Below are 11,986 nucleotides of genomic sequence, written 5' to 3'. Positions count from 1 at the left end.
GCGTCGGCGGGCCAGGAGGTGCTAGGATACTGATCCGGTTGCCTGGCGACCATGCCTGTCGCCGTTCTGGCCCGCAGGCCTCCATGACAAAACGTTGCGCACGAACCCGTTGGCTTCCAGAGAGTCTGTTCTGCGTAGAGAGAATTCCCGATGCGCCGCTGATGGCCCATCGCTACCCTGAGATAGCCGTCTTCCATGTTTGGTTCCAACGACGACAAAAAAGCGCCGGCCGAGGCAGGCGAGAAGAAAGGCCTGTTCGGCTGGTTCCGCAAGAAACCGCAGCAATCCGTCGCCGAACAGCCACACGCCGCTGAGCCGCAGGCTGGCGAACCGGCCGAGCCGTCTGCTGCCCAGCCTGGCACGGTTCCTGTGGAGGCGGGCTTGCCCGCGAACGCGCAAGCCGCTGCGCCGCAGGCCGAAAGCCCGGCGCCGGTCGGCAACCTGGTCTTGCCCGTTCCCGAAGAGCCCGTCGCCCTGGTGCCGGACCTGGAGCCAAAGGCGCCGCCGGCCATCCCCGAACGGCCCGTCGCGGCGTTGGCCCCTGCGCCCGAGCCTGAGCCCGAGCCGGTCGCGGCAGCCCCCGCAGCCCCGGCCCCGGTCGAGCCCGAGTCGGTCGCGGCAGCCCCGGTAGCCCCGGCCCCGGTCGAGCCCGAGCCGGTCGCGGCCGCCCCGGCAGCCTCGGCCCCGGTCGAGCCCGAACCGGTCGCGGCCGCCCCGGCAGCCTCGGCCCCGGTCGAGCCCGAACCGGTCGCCGCCGCCCCGGCAGCCCCGGCTCCGGTTGAGCCCGAGCCGGTCGCCGCAGCTGTCCCTAATGTCGCCGAAGCCAACAAACCCGGCTTCTTCGCCCGCCTCAAGCAGGGCCTGTCGAAGACCAGCGCCAGCATCGGCGAGGGCATGGCCAGCCTGTTCCTCGGCAAGAAAGTCATCGACGACGACCTGCTCGACGAGATCGAGACCCGCCTGCTCACCGCCGACGTCGGCGTCGAGGCCACCTCGGCGATCGTGCAGAACCTCACCCAGAAGGTCGCGCGCAAGCAACTGGCCGACGCCGACGCCCTGTACCAGTCGCTGCAGGGCGAGCTGGCCGACCTGCTGCGCCCGGTCGAGCAGCCGCTGAAGGTCGATTCCCAGGGCAAGCCCTACGTGATCCTCGTCGTCGGCGTGAACGGCGCCGGCAAGACCACCACCATCGGCAAGCTGGCCAAGAAGCTGCAACTGGAAGGCAAGAAGGTCATGCTGGCCGCCGGCGACACCTTCCGCGCCGCGGCGGTGGAGCAGTTGCAGGTGTGGGGCGAGCGCAACCAGATCCCGGTGATCGCCCAGCACACCGGCGCCGACTCGGCCTCGGTGATCTTCGATGCCGTGCAGGCTGCCAAGGCGCGCGGCGTCGACGTGCTGATCGCCGACACCGCCGGGCGCCTGCACACCAAGGACAACCTGATGGAAGAGCTGAAGAAGGTCCGCCGTGTGATCGGCAAGCTCGACGCCGAGGCGCCGCACGAGGTGCTGCTGGTGCTGGACGCCGGTACCGGGCAGAACGCCATCAGCCAGGCCAAGTACTTCAACCAGAGCGTCGAGCTCACCGGCCTGGCGCTGACCAAGCTGGACGGCACTGCCAAGGGCGGGGTGATCTTCGCCCTGGCCAAGCAGTTCAACCTGCCGATTCGCTTCATCGGTGTCGGCGAAGGCATCGACGACCTGCGCACCTTCGAGGCCGAGTCGTTCGTCAAGGCGCTGTTCGCCGAGCGGGAGCACCCATGATCCGATTCGAACAGGTCGCCAAGCGCTACCCCAACGGCCATGTCGGCCTGCATGAACTGAGCTTCAGGGCGCGCCGGGGCGAATTCCTGTTCGTCACCGGCCACTCCGGCGCCGGCAAGAGCACCTTGTTGCGCCTGCTGCTGGCCATGGAGCGCCCGACCAGCGGCAAGCTGCTGCTGGCCGGCCAGGACCTGGGGCAGATCAGCAATGCGCAGATCCCCTTCCTGCGCCGGCAGATCGGCGTGGTGTTCCAGAACCACCAGTTGCTGTTCGACCGCACCGTGTTCAACAACATCGCCCTGCCGTTGCAGATCCTCGGGCTGTCCAAGGCCGAGATCGCCAAGCGTGTGGATTCGGCGTTGGAGCGTGTGTCGCTGTCCGACAAGGGCGAGCTGTTCCCGGCGGACCTGTCCACTGGCCAGCAGCAACGCGTCGGCATCGCCCGCGCGATCGTCCACCAGCCTGCCTTGCTGCTGGCCGACGAACCGACCGGCAACCTCGACCCGCGCCTGGCCGCGGAGATCATGGGGGTGTTCGAGGACATCAACCGCCTGGGCACCACGGTGCTGATCGCCAGTCACGACCTGGCACTGATCGCGCGCATGCGCCACCGCATGCTGACCCTGCAACGCGGCCGACTGATCGGCGATGGGGAGGCCGGACAATGAGCACTACACGCACACCCAAGGTGTCCGAACGCGTCGCGCCCAAGCCGGCCGACCCGCAACCTGAGAAAAAACGCGGCGGCCACGACGACGATGGCCCGGATTTCCGCACCCTGCTCAACGCCTGGCTGGAAAGCCACCGCGCCAGCCTGGCCGACAGCCTGCGGCGCCTGGGCAAGCAGCCGATCGGCAGCTTCTTCACCTGCCTGGTGATGGCGGTGGCCCTGAGCATGCCCATGGGCCTGTCGCTGCTGCTGAAGAATGTCGAGAAGCTTGGCGGCTCATGGCAGCGCGCCGCGCAGATCTCGCTGTACCTGAAGCTCGACGCTGGCAGCAAGGACGGCGAGGCCCTGCGCGACGAGATCAAGGGCATGCCGGGCGTCGCCGATGCCCATTACGTCAGCCGCGAGGAAGCGTTGCAGGAGTTCCAGCAGCAGTCGGGCCTGGGCGATGCGCTGCGCGAGCTGCCGGACAACCCGCTGCCCGGCGTGGTGGTGGTGACCCCTACCGAAGTCGACAAACCGGCCCTGGAGGCCTTGCGCCAGCGCCTGTCGGAGCTGCCGCGGGTCGAAGTGGCGCAGCTTGACCTGGTGTGGGTCGAGCGCCTGGCGGCGATCCTCAAGCTGGGGGACCGCTTCGTCTTTGGTCTGGCGGTGATGCTGATTTCCGCCCTGCTGCTGGTGATTGGTAACACGATTCGTCTACATATCGAGAACCGCCGTGTCGAGATCGAGGTGATCAAGCTGGTGGGCGGTACCGACAGCTACGTGCGCCGACCTTTCCTCTATATGGGCGCGTTGTATGGCCTGGGCGCTGGCCTGCTGGCCTGGGGCATCCTGGCGTTCGGCCTGGACTGGCTGAACGACGCGGTGGTCGGGCTTTCCGGGCTGTATGGCAGTGACTTCGCCTTGGGTGGGGTGCCAGCGTCCGATGGTCTGTCGCTCTTGATCGGGGCGGTACTGTTGGGGTATATCGGTGCATGGATTGCGGTGGCCCGTCATTTGAACGAGCTGGCACCGCGATAATGTTTTTTCGCCAGCATTGACTTTCTTATCGTTCTGGGAACTTGTTTCGCAGTTCCCGGTCAATGTTGGCAGTGCCCACAAGGCATGAGTCCAGTGAGTCGGAGGTACCTTGATGACCACTTCGTTGCAACCTGCCTATGCCCTGGTTCCCGGTGCAAACCTGGAAGCCTACGTGCACACGGTCAACAGCATCCCGCTGCTGACGGTCGAGCAGGAGCGTGAACTGGCCGAGCGTCTCTACTACGAGCAGGATCTTGAGGCCGCTCGGCAAATGGTAATGGCCCACCTGCGTTTCGTCGTACACATCGCCCGTAGCTATGCAGGCTACGGGCTGGCCCAGGCCGACCTGATCCAGGAAGGCAACGTCGGCCTGATGAAGGCGGTAAAGCGTTTCAACCCGGAAATGGGCGTGCGTCTGGTGTCCTTCGCGGTGCACTGGATCAAGGCCGAGATCCATGAATTCATCCTGCGCAACTGGCGCATCGTCAAGGTGGCCACCACCAAGGCCCAGCGCAAGCTGTTCTTCAACCTGCGCAGCCAGAAGAAGCGTCTGGCCTGGTTGAACAACGACGAAGTGCATCGCGTGGCCGAGAGCCTCGGCGTCGAACCGCGTGAAGTGCGCGAGATGGAAAGCCGCCTGAGCGGCCAGGACATGGCCTTCGACCCCGCAGCCGAAGCCGATGACGACAGCGCCTTCCAGTCGCCCGCGCATTACCTGGAAGACCATCGCTACGATCCGGCCCTGCAACTCGAGGATGCCGATTGGAGCGACAACTCCAGCAGCAACCTGCACGAGGCCCTGAGCGGGCTGGACGAGCGCAGCCGCGACATCCTCTACCAGCGCTGGCTGGCGGAAGAGAAGGCCACGTTGCATGAGCTGGCGGAGAAGTACAGCGTGTCGGCGGAGCGGATCCGCCAGCTGGAAAAGAACGCGATGAACAAGGTCAAGGCGCTGATCACGATCTGATCGACGCCCTGATTGCAAAAAACCGTCTGTCCCTCACGGGGCAGACGGTTTTTTTATTGTCGGTGCAAGCGCCTGTGCCCCTGTGGCGCGGGCTCGCCCCGCGATAGGGCCGTCAGCCCCACCCCTCAGGGCCTGCGCCCCGCCTCCAGCTGCATCAGGTAACTGCTACCCCCCAGTTGGCTCATCTGCCGACGAATCCATCCCGCCCGGCTCGCCACGTAGGCACTCGGTCGACCGGCGCTCCACTTGATCGGGCTCGGCAGTACGGCGGCCAGCTGCGCCGCCTGCTGCCGGCTCAACCGGCTGGCATCCACGCCAAAGTGATAACGTGCCGCGGCCTGCGCACCAAACACCCCCGGGCCCCATTCGGCGCTGTTCAGGTAGACCTCGAGAATCCGCTCCTTCGACCAGAACAGTTCGATCAAGGCGGTGAACCACGCCTCCAGCCCCTTGCGCAGCCAACTGCGGCCAGACCACAGGAACAGGTTCTTGGCCACTTGCTGGGTCAGGGTACTGGCGCCGCGGATGCTGCCGCCGCGTTCGTTGTGCGCCAGGGCGGCCTGGATGGCGGGGATGTCGAAGCCCCAGTGGCTGGCGAAGCGCTGGTCCTCGCCGGCGATCACCGCCACCTTCAGGTCGTCCGAGATGTTCTCCCACGGCTGCCAATCGCGCTGCAGGTCGATCGATTCGCCAGTGAACCACGACTGCACTTTACGCTCGACCATCAACGCAGTGCCCGGCGGCGGCACCCAGCGCAGCACCAGGACCACCACGGCACTGCCAGCGGCAAACCAGAGCAGGGCGCGAACGAAGCGGCGGATGAAGGATGACAGCATGGCGATAGCTTGGCCGGACCAAAGGAAGGGGCCATTATACAGACCCCTCCCGAGGAGTCGTCCCATGCTTCGCAGCTTCCTGATGCTCGCCGCGTTCTTCGGTTTCACCGGCGTCGCCCTGGGCGCATTCGCCGCCCACGGCTTGAAGAACCGCCTGACCGCCGACTACCTGGCGATCTTCCACACTGGCGTGACCTACCAGTTGGTGCATGCCCTGGCGATCCTCGCCGTCGCCGTGCTCTCGGCGCACCTGCCCGGGCGCCTGGTCGGCTGGGCGGGAGGCCTGTTCGCCATCGGTATCGTGCTGTTCTCCGGCAGCCTGTATGCGCTCACCACCACGGGCCTGGGCAAGCTTGGCATCATCACTCCCATCGGTGGCCTGTGCTTTCTCGCCGGCTGGTTGTGCCTGGGGCTGGCGGCCTGGCGCCTGGGCTGACCGCCGGGTCGAGAATCACGACTAATGGTGCCCGCCACCCTTGGGTTCATGCGCGGATCGGGGCTAGAATGCGGGCCCCCAATGAACGATGGTGGCCGTGCGCATGCGCATTCAACTGAACGGTGAACCTTACGAACTGCCTGCGGGCGAGAGCGTGGCGGCCCTGCTGGGCCGGCTGGAGCTGGCCGGTCGTCGCGTGGCGGTGGAGCTGAACCTGGACATCGTGCCGCGCAGCCAGCACGAGAGCACCCTGCTGAGCGAAGGCGACCAGGTCGAAGTGGTCCACGCCATCGGCGGCGGCTGAGTGCCGAGCAGTGCTTCACCTGCAAGTCCCGCAACCTTTTCCAGAGGAACAACGATGAGCAACGTTCGCAGCGACAAGCCCTTCACCCTGGCCGGGCGCACCTTCGGGTCGCGCCTGCTGGTCGGCACCGGCAAGTACCGTGACATGGAGGAAACCCGCCTGGCCATCGAGGCCTCGGGTGCCGAGATCGTCACCGTCGCCGTGCGCCGCACCAACCTCGGCCAGAACCCGGGCGAGCCGAACCTGCTCGACGTGCTGCCGCCGGACCGCTACACCATCCTGCCGAACACCGCCGGTTGCTACGACGCGGTCGAGGCCGTGCGCACCTGCCGCCTGGCCCGTGAGCTGCTCGATGGCCACAACCTGGTGAAACTCGAAGTCCTGGCCGACCAGAAGACCTTGTTCCCCAACGTGATCGAGACCCTCAAGGCCGCCGAAGTGCTGGTCAAGGACGGTTTCGACGTGATGGTCTACACCAGCGACGACCCGATCATCGCCCGTCAACTGGCGGAAATCGGCTGCATCGCGGTGATGCCGCTGGCCGGCCTGATCGGCACCGGCCTGGGCATCTGCAACCCGTACAACCTGCAGATCATCCTGGAGGAGTCCAAGGTGCCGGTGCTGGTCGACGCCGGTGTGGGTACCGCGTCCGACGCCACCATCGCCATGGAGATGGGCTGCGAGGCGGTGCTGATGAACTCGGCCATCGCCCACGCCCAGCAACCGATCCTGATGGCCCGGGCGATGAAGCACGCCATCGAGGCTGGCCGCCTGGCGTACCTCGCCGGCCGCATGCCGAAGAAACTCTATGCCAGCGCCTCGTCGCCGCTGGAAGGTCTGATCAAGTAAGAGCCCCTGATGACTGAATCGCAAGAAACGCCGAGCACCACCGAAGGCGAAGATCGCCCGCACCGCCGTATCAAGAGTTTCGTGATGCGCGCCGGGCGCATGACCGAAGGCCAGCAGCGCGGCCTGGAACAGGGTGGCCCGCTGTTCATCCTGCCGCTGGCCGATAGCGCGGTGGACTACGACCAGGTGTTCGGCCGCTCGGCGCCGCGCACCCTGGAGATCGGTTTCGGCATGGGCCATTCCCTGCTGGAAATGGCCGCGGCTTCGCCTGAGCTGGACTTCATCGGCGTCGAAGTGCACCGCCCGGGCGTGGGCGCGCTGCTCAATGGCGTGCTGACCCAGGGTTTGAAGAACCTGCGGGTATATGACTGCGACGCCATCGAGGTGCTCAACCGCTGCGTGGCCGATAACAGCCTCGACCGGCTGATGCTGTTCTTCCCCGACCCTTGGCACAAGGCCCGTCACCACAAGCGTCGGATCGTCCAGCCGGCGTTCGCCGAGCTGGTGCGGCGCAAGTTGAAGGTGGGCGGGGTGTTCCACATGGCCACCGACTGGGAGCCGTATGCCGAGCACATGCTGGAGGTGATGAAGGTCGCGCCGGGGTACCGCAACCAGGCCGCCGATGGTGCCTATGTGCCACGCCCGCAAGAGCGTCCGATCACCAAGTTCGAGCGCCGCGGTGAGCGGCTCGGGCATGGGGTCTGGGACCTGAAGTTCGAGAAACTCGACTGAACCGGAAGCCGCCCTCGAGAGGGCGGCTTTTTCATGGGGTCAGCCGCGTCGATCGGCCACCACGCCGATCAGCACCAACACCACCAGCAACACCGGCGCCAGCGCATAGTTGTTGAACTGGCCCAGGCCCTTCACCACCCACGGCGTGGCATAGATCAGCGCCGCGCCGCTGCCGATCATCACCAGCAGCGCCATGAACGGCACCCGCAGGGCGCCAGCCAGGCCGCCCAGGCGTTGCTCCACCCAGCCCTTGATGTCGGTGCCGAACAGCACCAGCAGGCAGCCCACCAGGGCCAGCGAAATTTCCGACAGGTTGCTGCGGCTCCAGCGGGAAACGGTCGAGAGCAGGTCAAGTACCAGGTCCATGGGTCATCCTTAATTCAAGAAATACTGCAGCAGGTCATTGAGGAACAACTGGCCCCGTGGCGTTGCGGCCAGACGATCCGCTTCGACCCGCAAAAGCCCCTTTTGTTCGGCTGCGCGGCGCGCCTCGGCGAGCTGCGCCAGCGGCAGGCCGGTGCGCTGGCTGAACAGCGCGGCCTCCACGCCGTCGGTCAGGCGCAGGGCATTCATCAGGAACTCGAAGGGCAGCTCGTCTGCTGGCAGCAGCTTCTCACCGGCCTTGTAGGGCTTGGCGGGGTTCAGGTAGTCCTTGGGCAAACGGGTTTTCCAGGTGCGCAGGATGCGCCCGTCCGGGAACGACAGCTTGCCATGGGCGCCGGCACCGATGCCGATGAAGTCGCCGAAGCGCCAGTAGTTGAGATTGTGGCGCGCGGCGCGGCCCGCCTGGGCGTAGGCCGAGACTTCGTATTGCCGGTAGCCGTGGTCGGCCATCAGCGCCTGGCCGGCTTCCTGGATGTCCCAGAGGATGTCGTCCTCCGGCAGCTCCGGCGGCTGGCTCCAGAACACCGTGTTCGGCTCCAGGGTCAGCTGGTACCACGACAGGTGCGTCGGCCCCAGGTCGATCGCCTGGCGCAGGTCGCCCAGGGCGTCGTCCAGCGACTGCTCCGGCAGGCCGTGCATCAGGTCCAGGTTGAAGTTGTCGAAGCCCGCGGCGCGGGCCATGCCGGCCGCACGCACCGCTTCATCGCCATTGTGGATGCGCCCGAGCTTCTCCAGCTTGGCCGGCTGGAAGCTCTGCACGCCGATGGACAGGCGGTTGATGCCGGTCTGCCGGTAGGCCTTGAACTTCTCCTGCTCGAAGGTGCCGGGGTTGGCTTCGAGGGTGATTTCGATGTCCGGGGCGAACGGAATGCGCCGTTCCACGCCTTGCAGCAGGCGCCCCAGGGCATTGGCGCTGAACAGGCTGGGTGTGCCGCCACCGAAGAAGATCGAGCTGATCGGGCGACCCTGCACCGCAGGCAGTTCCTGCTCGAGGTCGGCCAGCAGGGCGTCGACGTAGTCGTCTTCCGGCAGCGTCGGGCCGGCCTGGTGCGAGTTGAAGTCGCAGTAAGGGCATTTGCGCACGCACCAGGGAATATGGATGTACAACGCCAGCGGCGGCAGTTCGGGCAAAAGCAGGCCAGCCGCGGCGGTAGGCAGCGGCTGGCGGGACGGCTGTTCGGTCATGCCAGGCCCAGGCGTTGACGCAGCAGGGCCATGGCGCGGGCGCGATGGCTGAGCTGGTTCTTGTCGACAGGCGGCAGGTCGGCGCTGGAGCAGTTGCGCTCCGGCACCCAGAATAGCGGGTCGTAGCCGAAGCCATGCTCGCCGCTGGCCTCGAACAGGATGCGCCCCGGCCAGAGGCCTTCGCAGAGGATGGGCAGCGGGTCGTCGGCATGGCGCACCAGCGCCAGTACGCAGACGAACTGCGCGCCGCGCTGCTCGGCCGGCACATCCTTCAGGGCTTCGAGCAGCTTGGCGTTGTTCGCCGCATCGCCCTGGCCGTCGGCGTAGCGCGCCGAGTAGATGCCCGGTGCGCCGCCGAGGAAGTCCACGGCCAGGCCCGAATCGTCGGCCAGGGCCGGCAGGCCGGACAGGCGCGCGGCGTTGCGGGCCTTGAGGATGGCGTTCTCGACGAACGACAGGCCGGTTTCCTCAGGCTCCACCTGGCTGAACTCGCCGACCGAGCGCAGTTGCACGCTGCCGCCTAGCATGGCCTGGAGTTCCTTGAGTTTGCCGGCGTTATGGCTGGCCAATACGAGTTGCTGGAAATTCATCATTCGCCTGGGAACACTTCCTGGTTGAAGCTGAGTTTGTGGCTGACGCCGCCGGTTTCGACATTCAGGTCGAACGTCAGGGTTTGCGCTTGGTCGATCTTGAACTGGGCGAGGTAGTAGACGGCGCCCTGGTCGGTGATCTGCTTGAACGACAGCGGGCTGCTGCGCCCGGTGAGGTCCTTGACCGTGCCACTGACCACCGCCATGCCCGGCTTGCCGGCCTTGAGCACGGCGATGTTGAGCACGCCCTGGTTCTTGCTGCGGGTCAGCCCCGTGGCTGCGGCTATGTCCGGTTGCAGCATGCTCGAGGTGAAGGCGCTGTAGTGCACCGTGACGTCGCCGAACACTTCCTTGCGCTCGGGCCGGGCGGCATCGGCGGCCAGTACTGGCAGCGCCAGGCACAGGCTGAACAGGAACAGTACGAGACGACGCATGGGTGCTTCCTCCAGATAGGCGGGTCAGACCGCGACCTGATGTTCCTGCAGCCCCGGGCTGCTGACCCGATAGATACCGATTTCCCCTAGAAGATTAGGCCAAAGCCGGCCGGCCCACCCGTTGCGGTGCAGACGGTCGACAGCCAGGCGGTTCAGCACCTTGGCGTGGCGCTCGTGGCACAGCGCCTCGAAGTCCTCGAAGGTGCAGAAGTGGATGTTCGGCGTGTTGTACCAGGTGTACGGCATGAAGTCCGAGACCGGCATGCGGCCCTTGGTCGCCAGGTACCAGCGGCAGCGCCAGTGGCCGAAGTTGGGGAAGGTGATGATGCATTCGCGGCCCACGCGCAGCATTTCGTCGAGGATCCGGTCGGGGTACTCAACGGCCTGCAGGGCCTGGGTCATGATGACGATATCGAAGCTGTTGCTGGCGAAGTTGCCCAGGCCCTTGTCGAGGTCCTGCTCGATGACGTTGACGCCCTTGGCCACGCAGGCGGCGATGTTGTCGGCGTCGATCTCCAGGCCGTAGCCGGTGACCTGCTTGTGGTCGCGCAACGAGGCCAGCAGCTCGCCGTTGCCGCAGCCCAGGTCGAGTACCCGGCTGCCGGCGGGGATCCAGTCGTGGATGATTTCCAGGTCGGCTCTCATGCTGTCCTCAGATGGCGATGCGGTTCATGTAGTTCGCGAAACCCTGCATGTAGCGAGGCGTGGGGATCAGGAAGGCATCGTGCCCGTAAGGTGAGTCGATCTCCAGATAGCAGACGTTCTTGCGCGCGGCCAGCAGGGCGTTGACGATCTCCCGCGAGCGGGCGGGCGAGAAGCGCCAGTCGGTGGTGAACGACATGATGCAATAGTCGGCCGTGACGTGCGCCAGGCTCGCGGCCAGGTCGCCGCCATTGGCCGCGGCCGGGTCGAAGTAGTCCAGTGCCTTGGTCATCAGCAGGTAGGTGTTGGCGTCGAAGCGGCCGGAGAACTCCTCGCCCTGGTAGCGCAGGTAGCTCTCGACCTGGAATTCGACGCTGTGGAAGTCGTAGTTGAGCTTGTCGCTCTTGAGCTCGCGGCCGAATTTCTCGCCCATCGAGTCGTCGGACAGGTAGGTGATGTGGCCGACCATGCGCGCCAGCATCAGGCCGCGCTTGGGCACCACGCCCTGGTCCTGGAACGAGCCGCCGTGGAATTCCGGGTCGGTGAGGATGGCCTGGCGCGCCACTTCGTTGAAGGCGATGTTCTGTGCCGAGAGCTTGGGCGCCGAGGCCACGTCGACGCAGTGGCGCACGCGGTCCGGGTAGGTGATGGTCCATTGCAGCGCCTGCATGCCACCGAGGCTGCCGCCGACCACGGCGGCCCACTGTTGGATGCCGAGCCGGTCGGCCAGGCGCGCCTGGCTGTGCACCCAGTCTTGTACGGTCAGCACCGGGAAGTCGGCGCCATAGGGCTTGCCGGTGGCCGGGTTGACGCTGCTGGGGCCGGTGCTGCCGTTGCAGCCGCCGAGGTTGTTCAGGCTGACCACGAAGAAGCGGTTGGTGTCGATCGGTTTGCCGGGGCCGATGCAGCTGTCCCACCAGCCCGGCTTGCGCTCGTCGGGGCTGTGGTAGCCGGCGGCGTGGTGGTGACCGGAAAGCGCATGGCAGATCAGCACCGCGTTGCTGGCAGTGGCGTTGAGGGTGCCATAGGTTTCATAGACCAGCTCGTAGTTGGCCAGGGGGCGGCCACAAGCCAGGGCCAGCGGTTCATCGAACCGGGCGATCTGCGGTGTTACCAGACCGACGGAATCTTCGGGAAAGACAGTGGACATCGACCCTGCTCACGCTTGACGGAGGC

15 protein-coding genes are annotated in these 11,986 nt (G+C 66.2%); 8 read left to right on the top strand and 7 right to left on the bottom strand.

What is annotated here, in order from left to right; translation table 11 throughout:
* The first annotated feature begins 195 nt into the window (after positions 1–195).
* From ftsY to rpoH, 4 genes are all read left to right on the top strand, one after another.
* Positions 196–1,761 carry a signal recognition particle-docking protein FtsY gene (gene ftsY, locus P0Y43_RS25705; RefSeq protein WP_275640055.1) on the top strand — a complete coding sequence of 522 codons (1,566 nt, stop codon included), beginning with the start codon at positions 196–198 and terminating at the stop codon, positions 1,759–1,761.
* Positions 1,758–2,429, top strand: a complete 672-nt coding sequence (ftsE, locus tag P0Y43_RS25700) for a cell division ATP-binding protein FtsE (RefSeq protein ID WP_011531723.1) — start codon at positions 1,758–1,760, stop codon at positions 2,427–2,429. The genes ftsY and ftsE overlap by 4 nt, the downstream gene beginning before the upstream one ends.
* The gene (gene ftsX / locus P0Y43_RS25695; protein WP_275640054.1) at positions 2,426–3,451 is read left to right on the top strand and encodes a permease-like cell division protein FtsX; all 1,026 of its coding nucleotides are present in this window, start codon (positions 2,426–2,428) and stop codon (positions 3,449–3,451) included. Before ftsE ends, ftsX begins: the two co-directional genes overlap by 4 nt.
* Before the next feature lie 112 nt (positions 3,452–3,563).
* Positions 3,564–4,418: an RNA polymerase sigma factor RpoH gene (gene rpoH / locus P0Y43_RS25690; protein WP_275640053.1), complete on the top strand. Its 855-nt coding sequence runs from the start codon at positions 3,564–3,566 to the stop codon at positions 4,416–4,418.
* A gap of 125 nt (positions 4,419–4,543) precedes the next feature.
* Here rpoH and mtgA read toward each other — a convergent pair whose 3' ends face one another.
* The gene (gene mtgA / locus P0Y43_RS25685) at positions 4,544–5,254 is read right to left on the bottom strand and encodes a monofunctional biosynthetic peptidoglycan transglycosylase (protein WP_275640052.1); all 711 of its coding nucleotides are present in this window, start codon (positions 5,252–5,254) and stop codon (positions 4,544–4,546) included.
* Between the two features lie 64 nt (positions 5,255–5,318).
* Between mtgA and P0Y43_RS25680 the strand changes: the two genes are divergently transcribed.
* The 4 genes from P0Y43_RS25680 (at position 5,319) to trmB (ending at position 7,575) form a co-directional block, all read left to right on the top strand.
* Positions 5,319–5,690, top strand: coding sequence for a DUF423 domain-containing protein (locus P0Y43_RS25680; RefSeq protein WP_275640051.1), 372 nt, complete (start codon positions 5,319–5,321; stop codon positions 5,688–5,690).
* Positions 5,691–5,793: 103 nt separating this feature from the next.
* Entirely contained in the window at positions 5,794–5,994 is a 201-nt protein-coding gene (thiS, locus tag P0Y43_RS25675; protein WP_166885687.1) for a sulfur carrier protein ThiS, read from the top strand.
* 54 nt (positions 5,995–6,048) lie between these two features.
* Complete coding sequence (locus tag P0Y43_RS25670) at positions 6,049–6,843, top strand: thiazole synthase (RefSeq protein ID WP_275640050.1); 795 nt, start codon at positions 6,049–6,051, stop codon at positions 6,841–6,843.
* A gap of 9 nt (positions 6,844–6,852) precedes the next feature.
* Complete coding sequence (gene trmB / locus P0Y43_RS25665; protein ID WP_275640049.1) at positions 6,853–7,575, top strand: tRNA (guanosine(46)-N7)-methyltransferase TrmB; 723 nt, start codon at positions 6,853–6,855, stop codon at positions 7,573–7,575.
* Between the two features lie 39 nt (positions 7,576–7,614).
* Here the strand turns inward: trmB and P0Y43_RS25660 are convergent, their stop codons facing one another.
* From P0Y43_RS25660 to metX, 6 genes are read right to left on the bottom strand one after another with little or no spacing between them, the layout of a single operon-like run.
* The gene (locus P0Y43_RS25660; protein WP_275640048.1) at positions 7,615–7,941 is read right to left on the bottom strand and encodes a DUF3392 family protein; all 327 of its coding nucleotides are present in this window, start codon (positions 7,939–7,941) and stop codon (positions 7,615–7,617) included.
* Positions 7,942–7,950: 9 nt separating this feature from the next.
* On the bottom strand, positions 7,951–9,144 hold the full coding sequence (gene hemW, locus P0Y43_RS25655) for a radical SAM family heme chaperone HemW (RefSeq protein WP_275640047.1): 1,194 nt from the start codon (positions 9,142–9,144) through the stop codon (positions 7,951–7,953).
* Positions 9,141–9,737: an RdgB/HAM1 family non-canonical purine NTP pyrophosphatase gene (gene rdgB, locus P0Y43_RS25650; protein WP_275640046.1), complete on the bottom strand. Its 597-nt coding sequence runs from the start codon at positions 9,735–9,737 to the stop codon at positions 9,141–9,143. The genes hemW and rdgB overlap by 4 nt, the downstream gene beginning before the upstream one ends.
* Positions 9,734–10,168 carry a DUF4426 domain-containing protein gene (locus P0Y43_RS25645; protein WP_275640045.1) on the bottom strand — a complete coding sequence of 145 codons (435 nt, stop codon included), beginning with the start codon at positions 10,166–10,168 and terminating at the stop codon, positions 9,734–9,736. The genes rdgB and P0Y43_RS25645 overlap by 4 nt, the downstream gene beginning before the upstream one ends.
* A gap of 24 nt (positions 10,169–10,192) precedes the next feature.
* A complete protein-coding gene (gene metW / locus P0Y43_RS25640) occupies positions 10,193–10,813 on the bottom strand; it encodes a methionine biosynthesis protein MetW (RefSeq protein ID WP_275640044.1) in 621 nt (206 codons plus the stop codon).
* A gap of 7 nt (positions 10,814–10,820) precedes the next feature.
* Entirely contained in the window at positions 10,821–11,960 is a 1,140-nt protein-coding gene (metX, locus tag P0Y43_RS25635) for a homoserine O-succinyltransferase MetX (RefSeq protein WP_275640043.1), read from the bottom strand.
* Positions 11,961–11,986: the final 26 nt, after the last annotated feature.

Origin of the sequence: Pseudomonas entomophila, from assembly GCF_029193575.1 — a bacterium.
In the GTDB taxonomy this organism is placed as follows: Bacteria; Pseudomonadota; Gammaproteobacteria; order Pseudomonadales; family Pseudomonadaceae; genus Aquipseudomonas; species Aquipseudomonas entomophila_G.
The sequence above is the reverse complement of the archived record's forward strand: the minus strand, read 5'-3'. Positions and strand labels throughout refer to the sequence as shown.

Coding starts and splice junctions, on each gene's coding strand:
- metW (WP_275640044.1), bottom strand. CDS start 10,813: ATGAGAGCCGACCTGGAAATCATCCACGACTGGATCCCCGCCGGCAGC.
- ftsY (WP_275640055.1), top strand. CDS start 196: ATGTTTGGTTCCAACGACGACAAAAAAGCGCCGGCCGAGGCAGGCGAG.
- P0Y43_RS25645 (WP_275640045.1), bottom strand. CDS start 10,168: ATGCGTCGTCTCGTACTGTTCCTGTTCAGCCTGTGCCTGGCGCTGCCA.
- rdgB (WP_275640046.1), bottom strand. CDS start 9,737: ATGATGAATTTCCAGCAACTCGTATTGGCCAGCCATAACGCCGGCAAA.
- P0Y43_RS25680 (WP_275640051.1), top strand. CDS start 5,319: ATGCTTCGCAGCTTCCTGATGCTCGCCGCGTTCTTCGGTTTCACCGGC.
- P0Y43_RS25670 (WP_275640050.1), top strand. CDS start 6,049: ATGAGCAACGTTCGCAGCGACAAGCCCTTCACCCTGGCCGGGCGCACC.
- ftsE (WP_011531723.1), top strand. CDS start 1,758: ATGATCCGATTCGAACAGGTCGCCAAGCGCTACCCCAACGGCCATGTC.
- trmB (WP_275640049.1), top strand. CDS start 6,853: ATGACTGAATCGCAAGAAACGCCGAGCACCACCGAAGGCGAAGATCGC.
- P0Y43_RS25660 (WP_275640048.1), bottom strand. CDS start 7,941: ATGGACCTGGTACTTGACCTGCTCTCGACCGTTTCCCGCTGGAGCCGC.
- mtgA (WP_275640052.1), bottom strand. CDS start 5,254: ATGCTGTCATCCTTCATCCGCCGCTTCGTTCGCGCCCTGCTCTGGTTT.
- ftsX (WP_275640054.1), top strand. CDS start 2,426: ATGAGCACTACACGCACACCCAAGGTGTCCGAACGCGTCGCGCCCAAG.
- thiS (WP_166885687.1), top strand. CDS start 5,794: ATGCGCATTCAACTGAACGGTGAACCTTACGAACTGCCTGCGGGCGAG.
- metX (WP_275640043.1), bottom strand. CDS start 11,960: ATGTCCACTGTCTTTCCCGAAGATTCCGTCGGTCTGGTAACACCGCAG.
- rpoH (WP_275640053.1), top strand. CDS start 3,564: ATGACCACTTCGTTGCAACCTGCCTATGCCCTGGTTCCCGGTGCAAAC.
- hemW (WP_275640047.1), bottom strand. CDS start 9,144: ATGACCGAACAGCCGTCCCGCCAGCCGCTGCCTACCGCCGCGGCTGGC.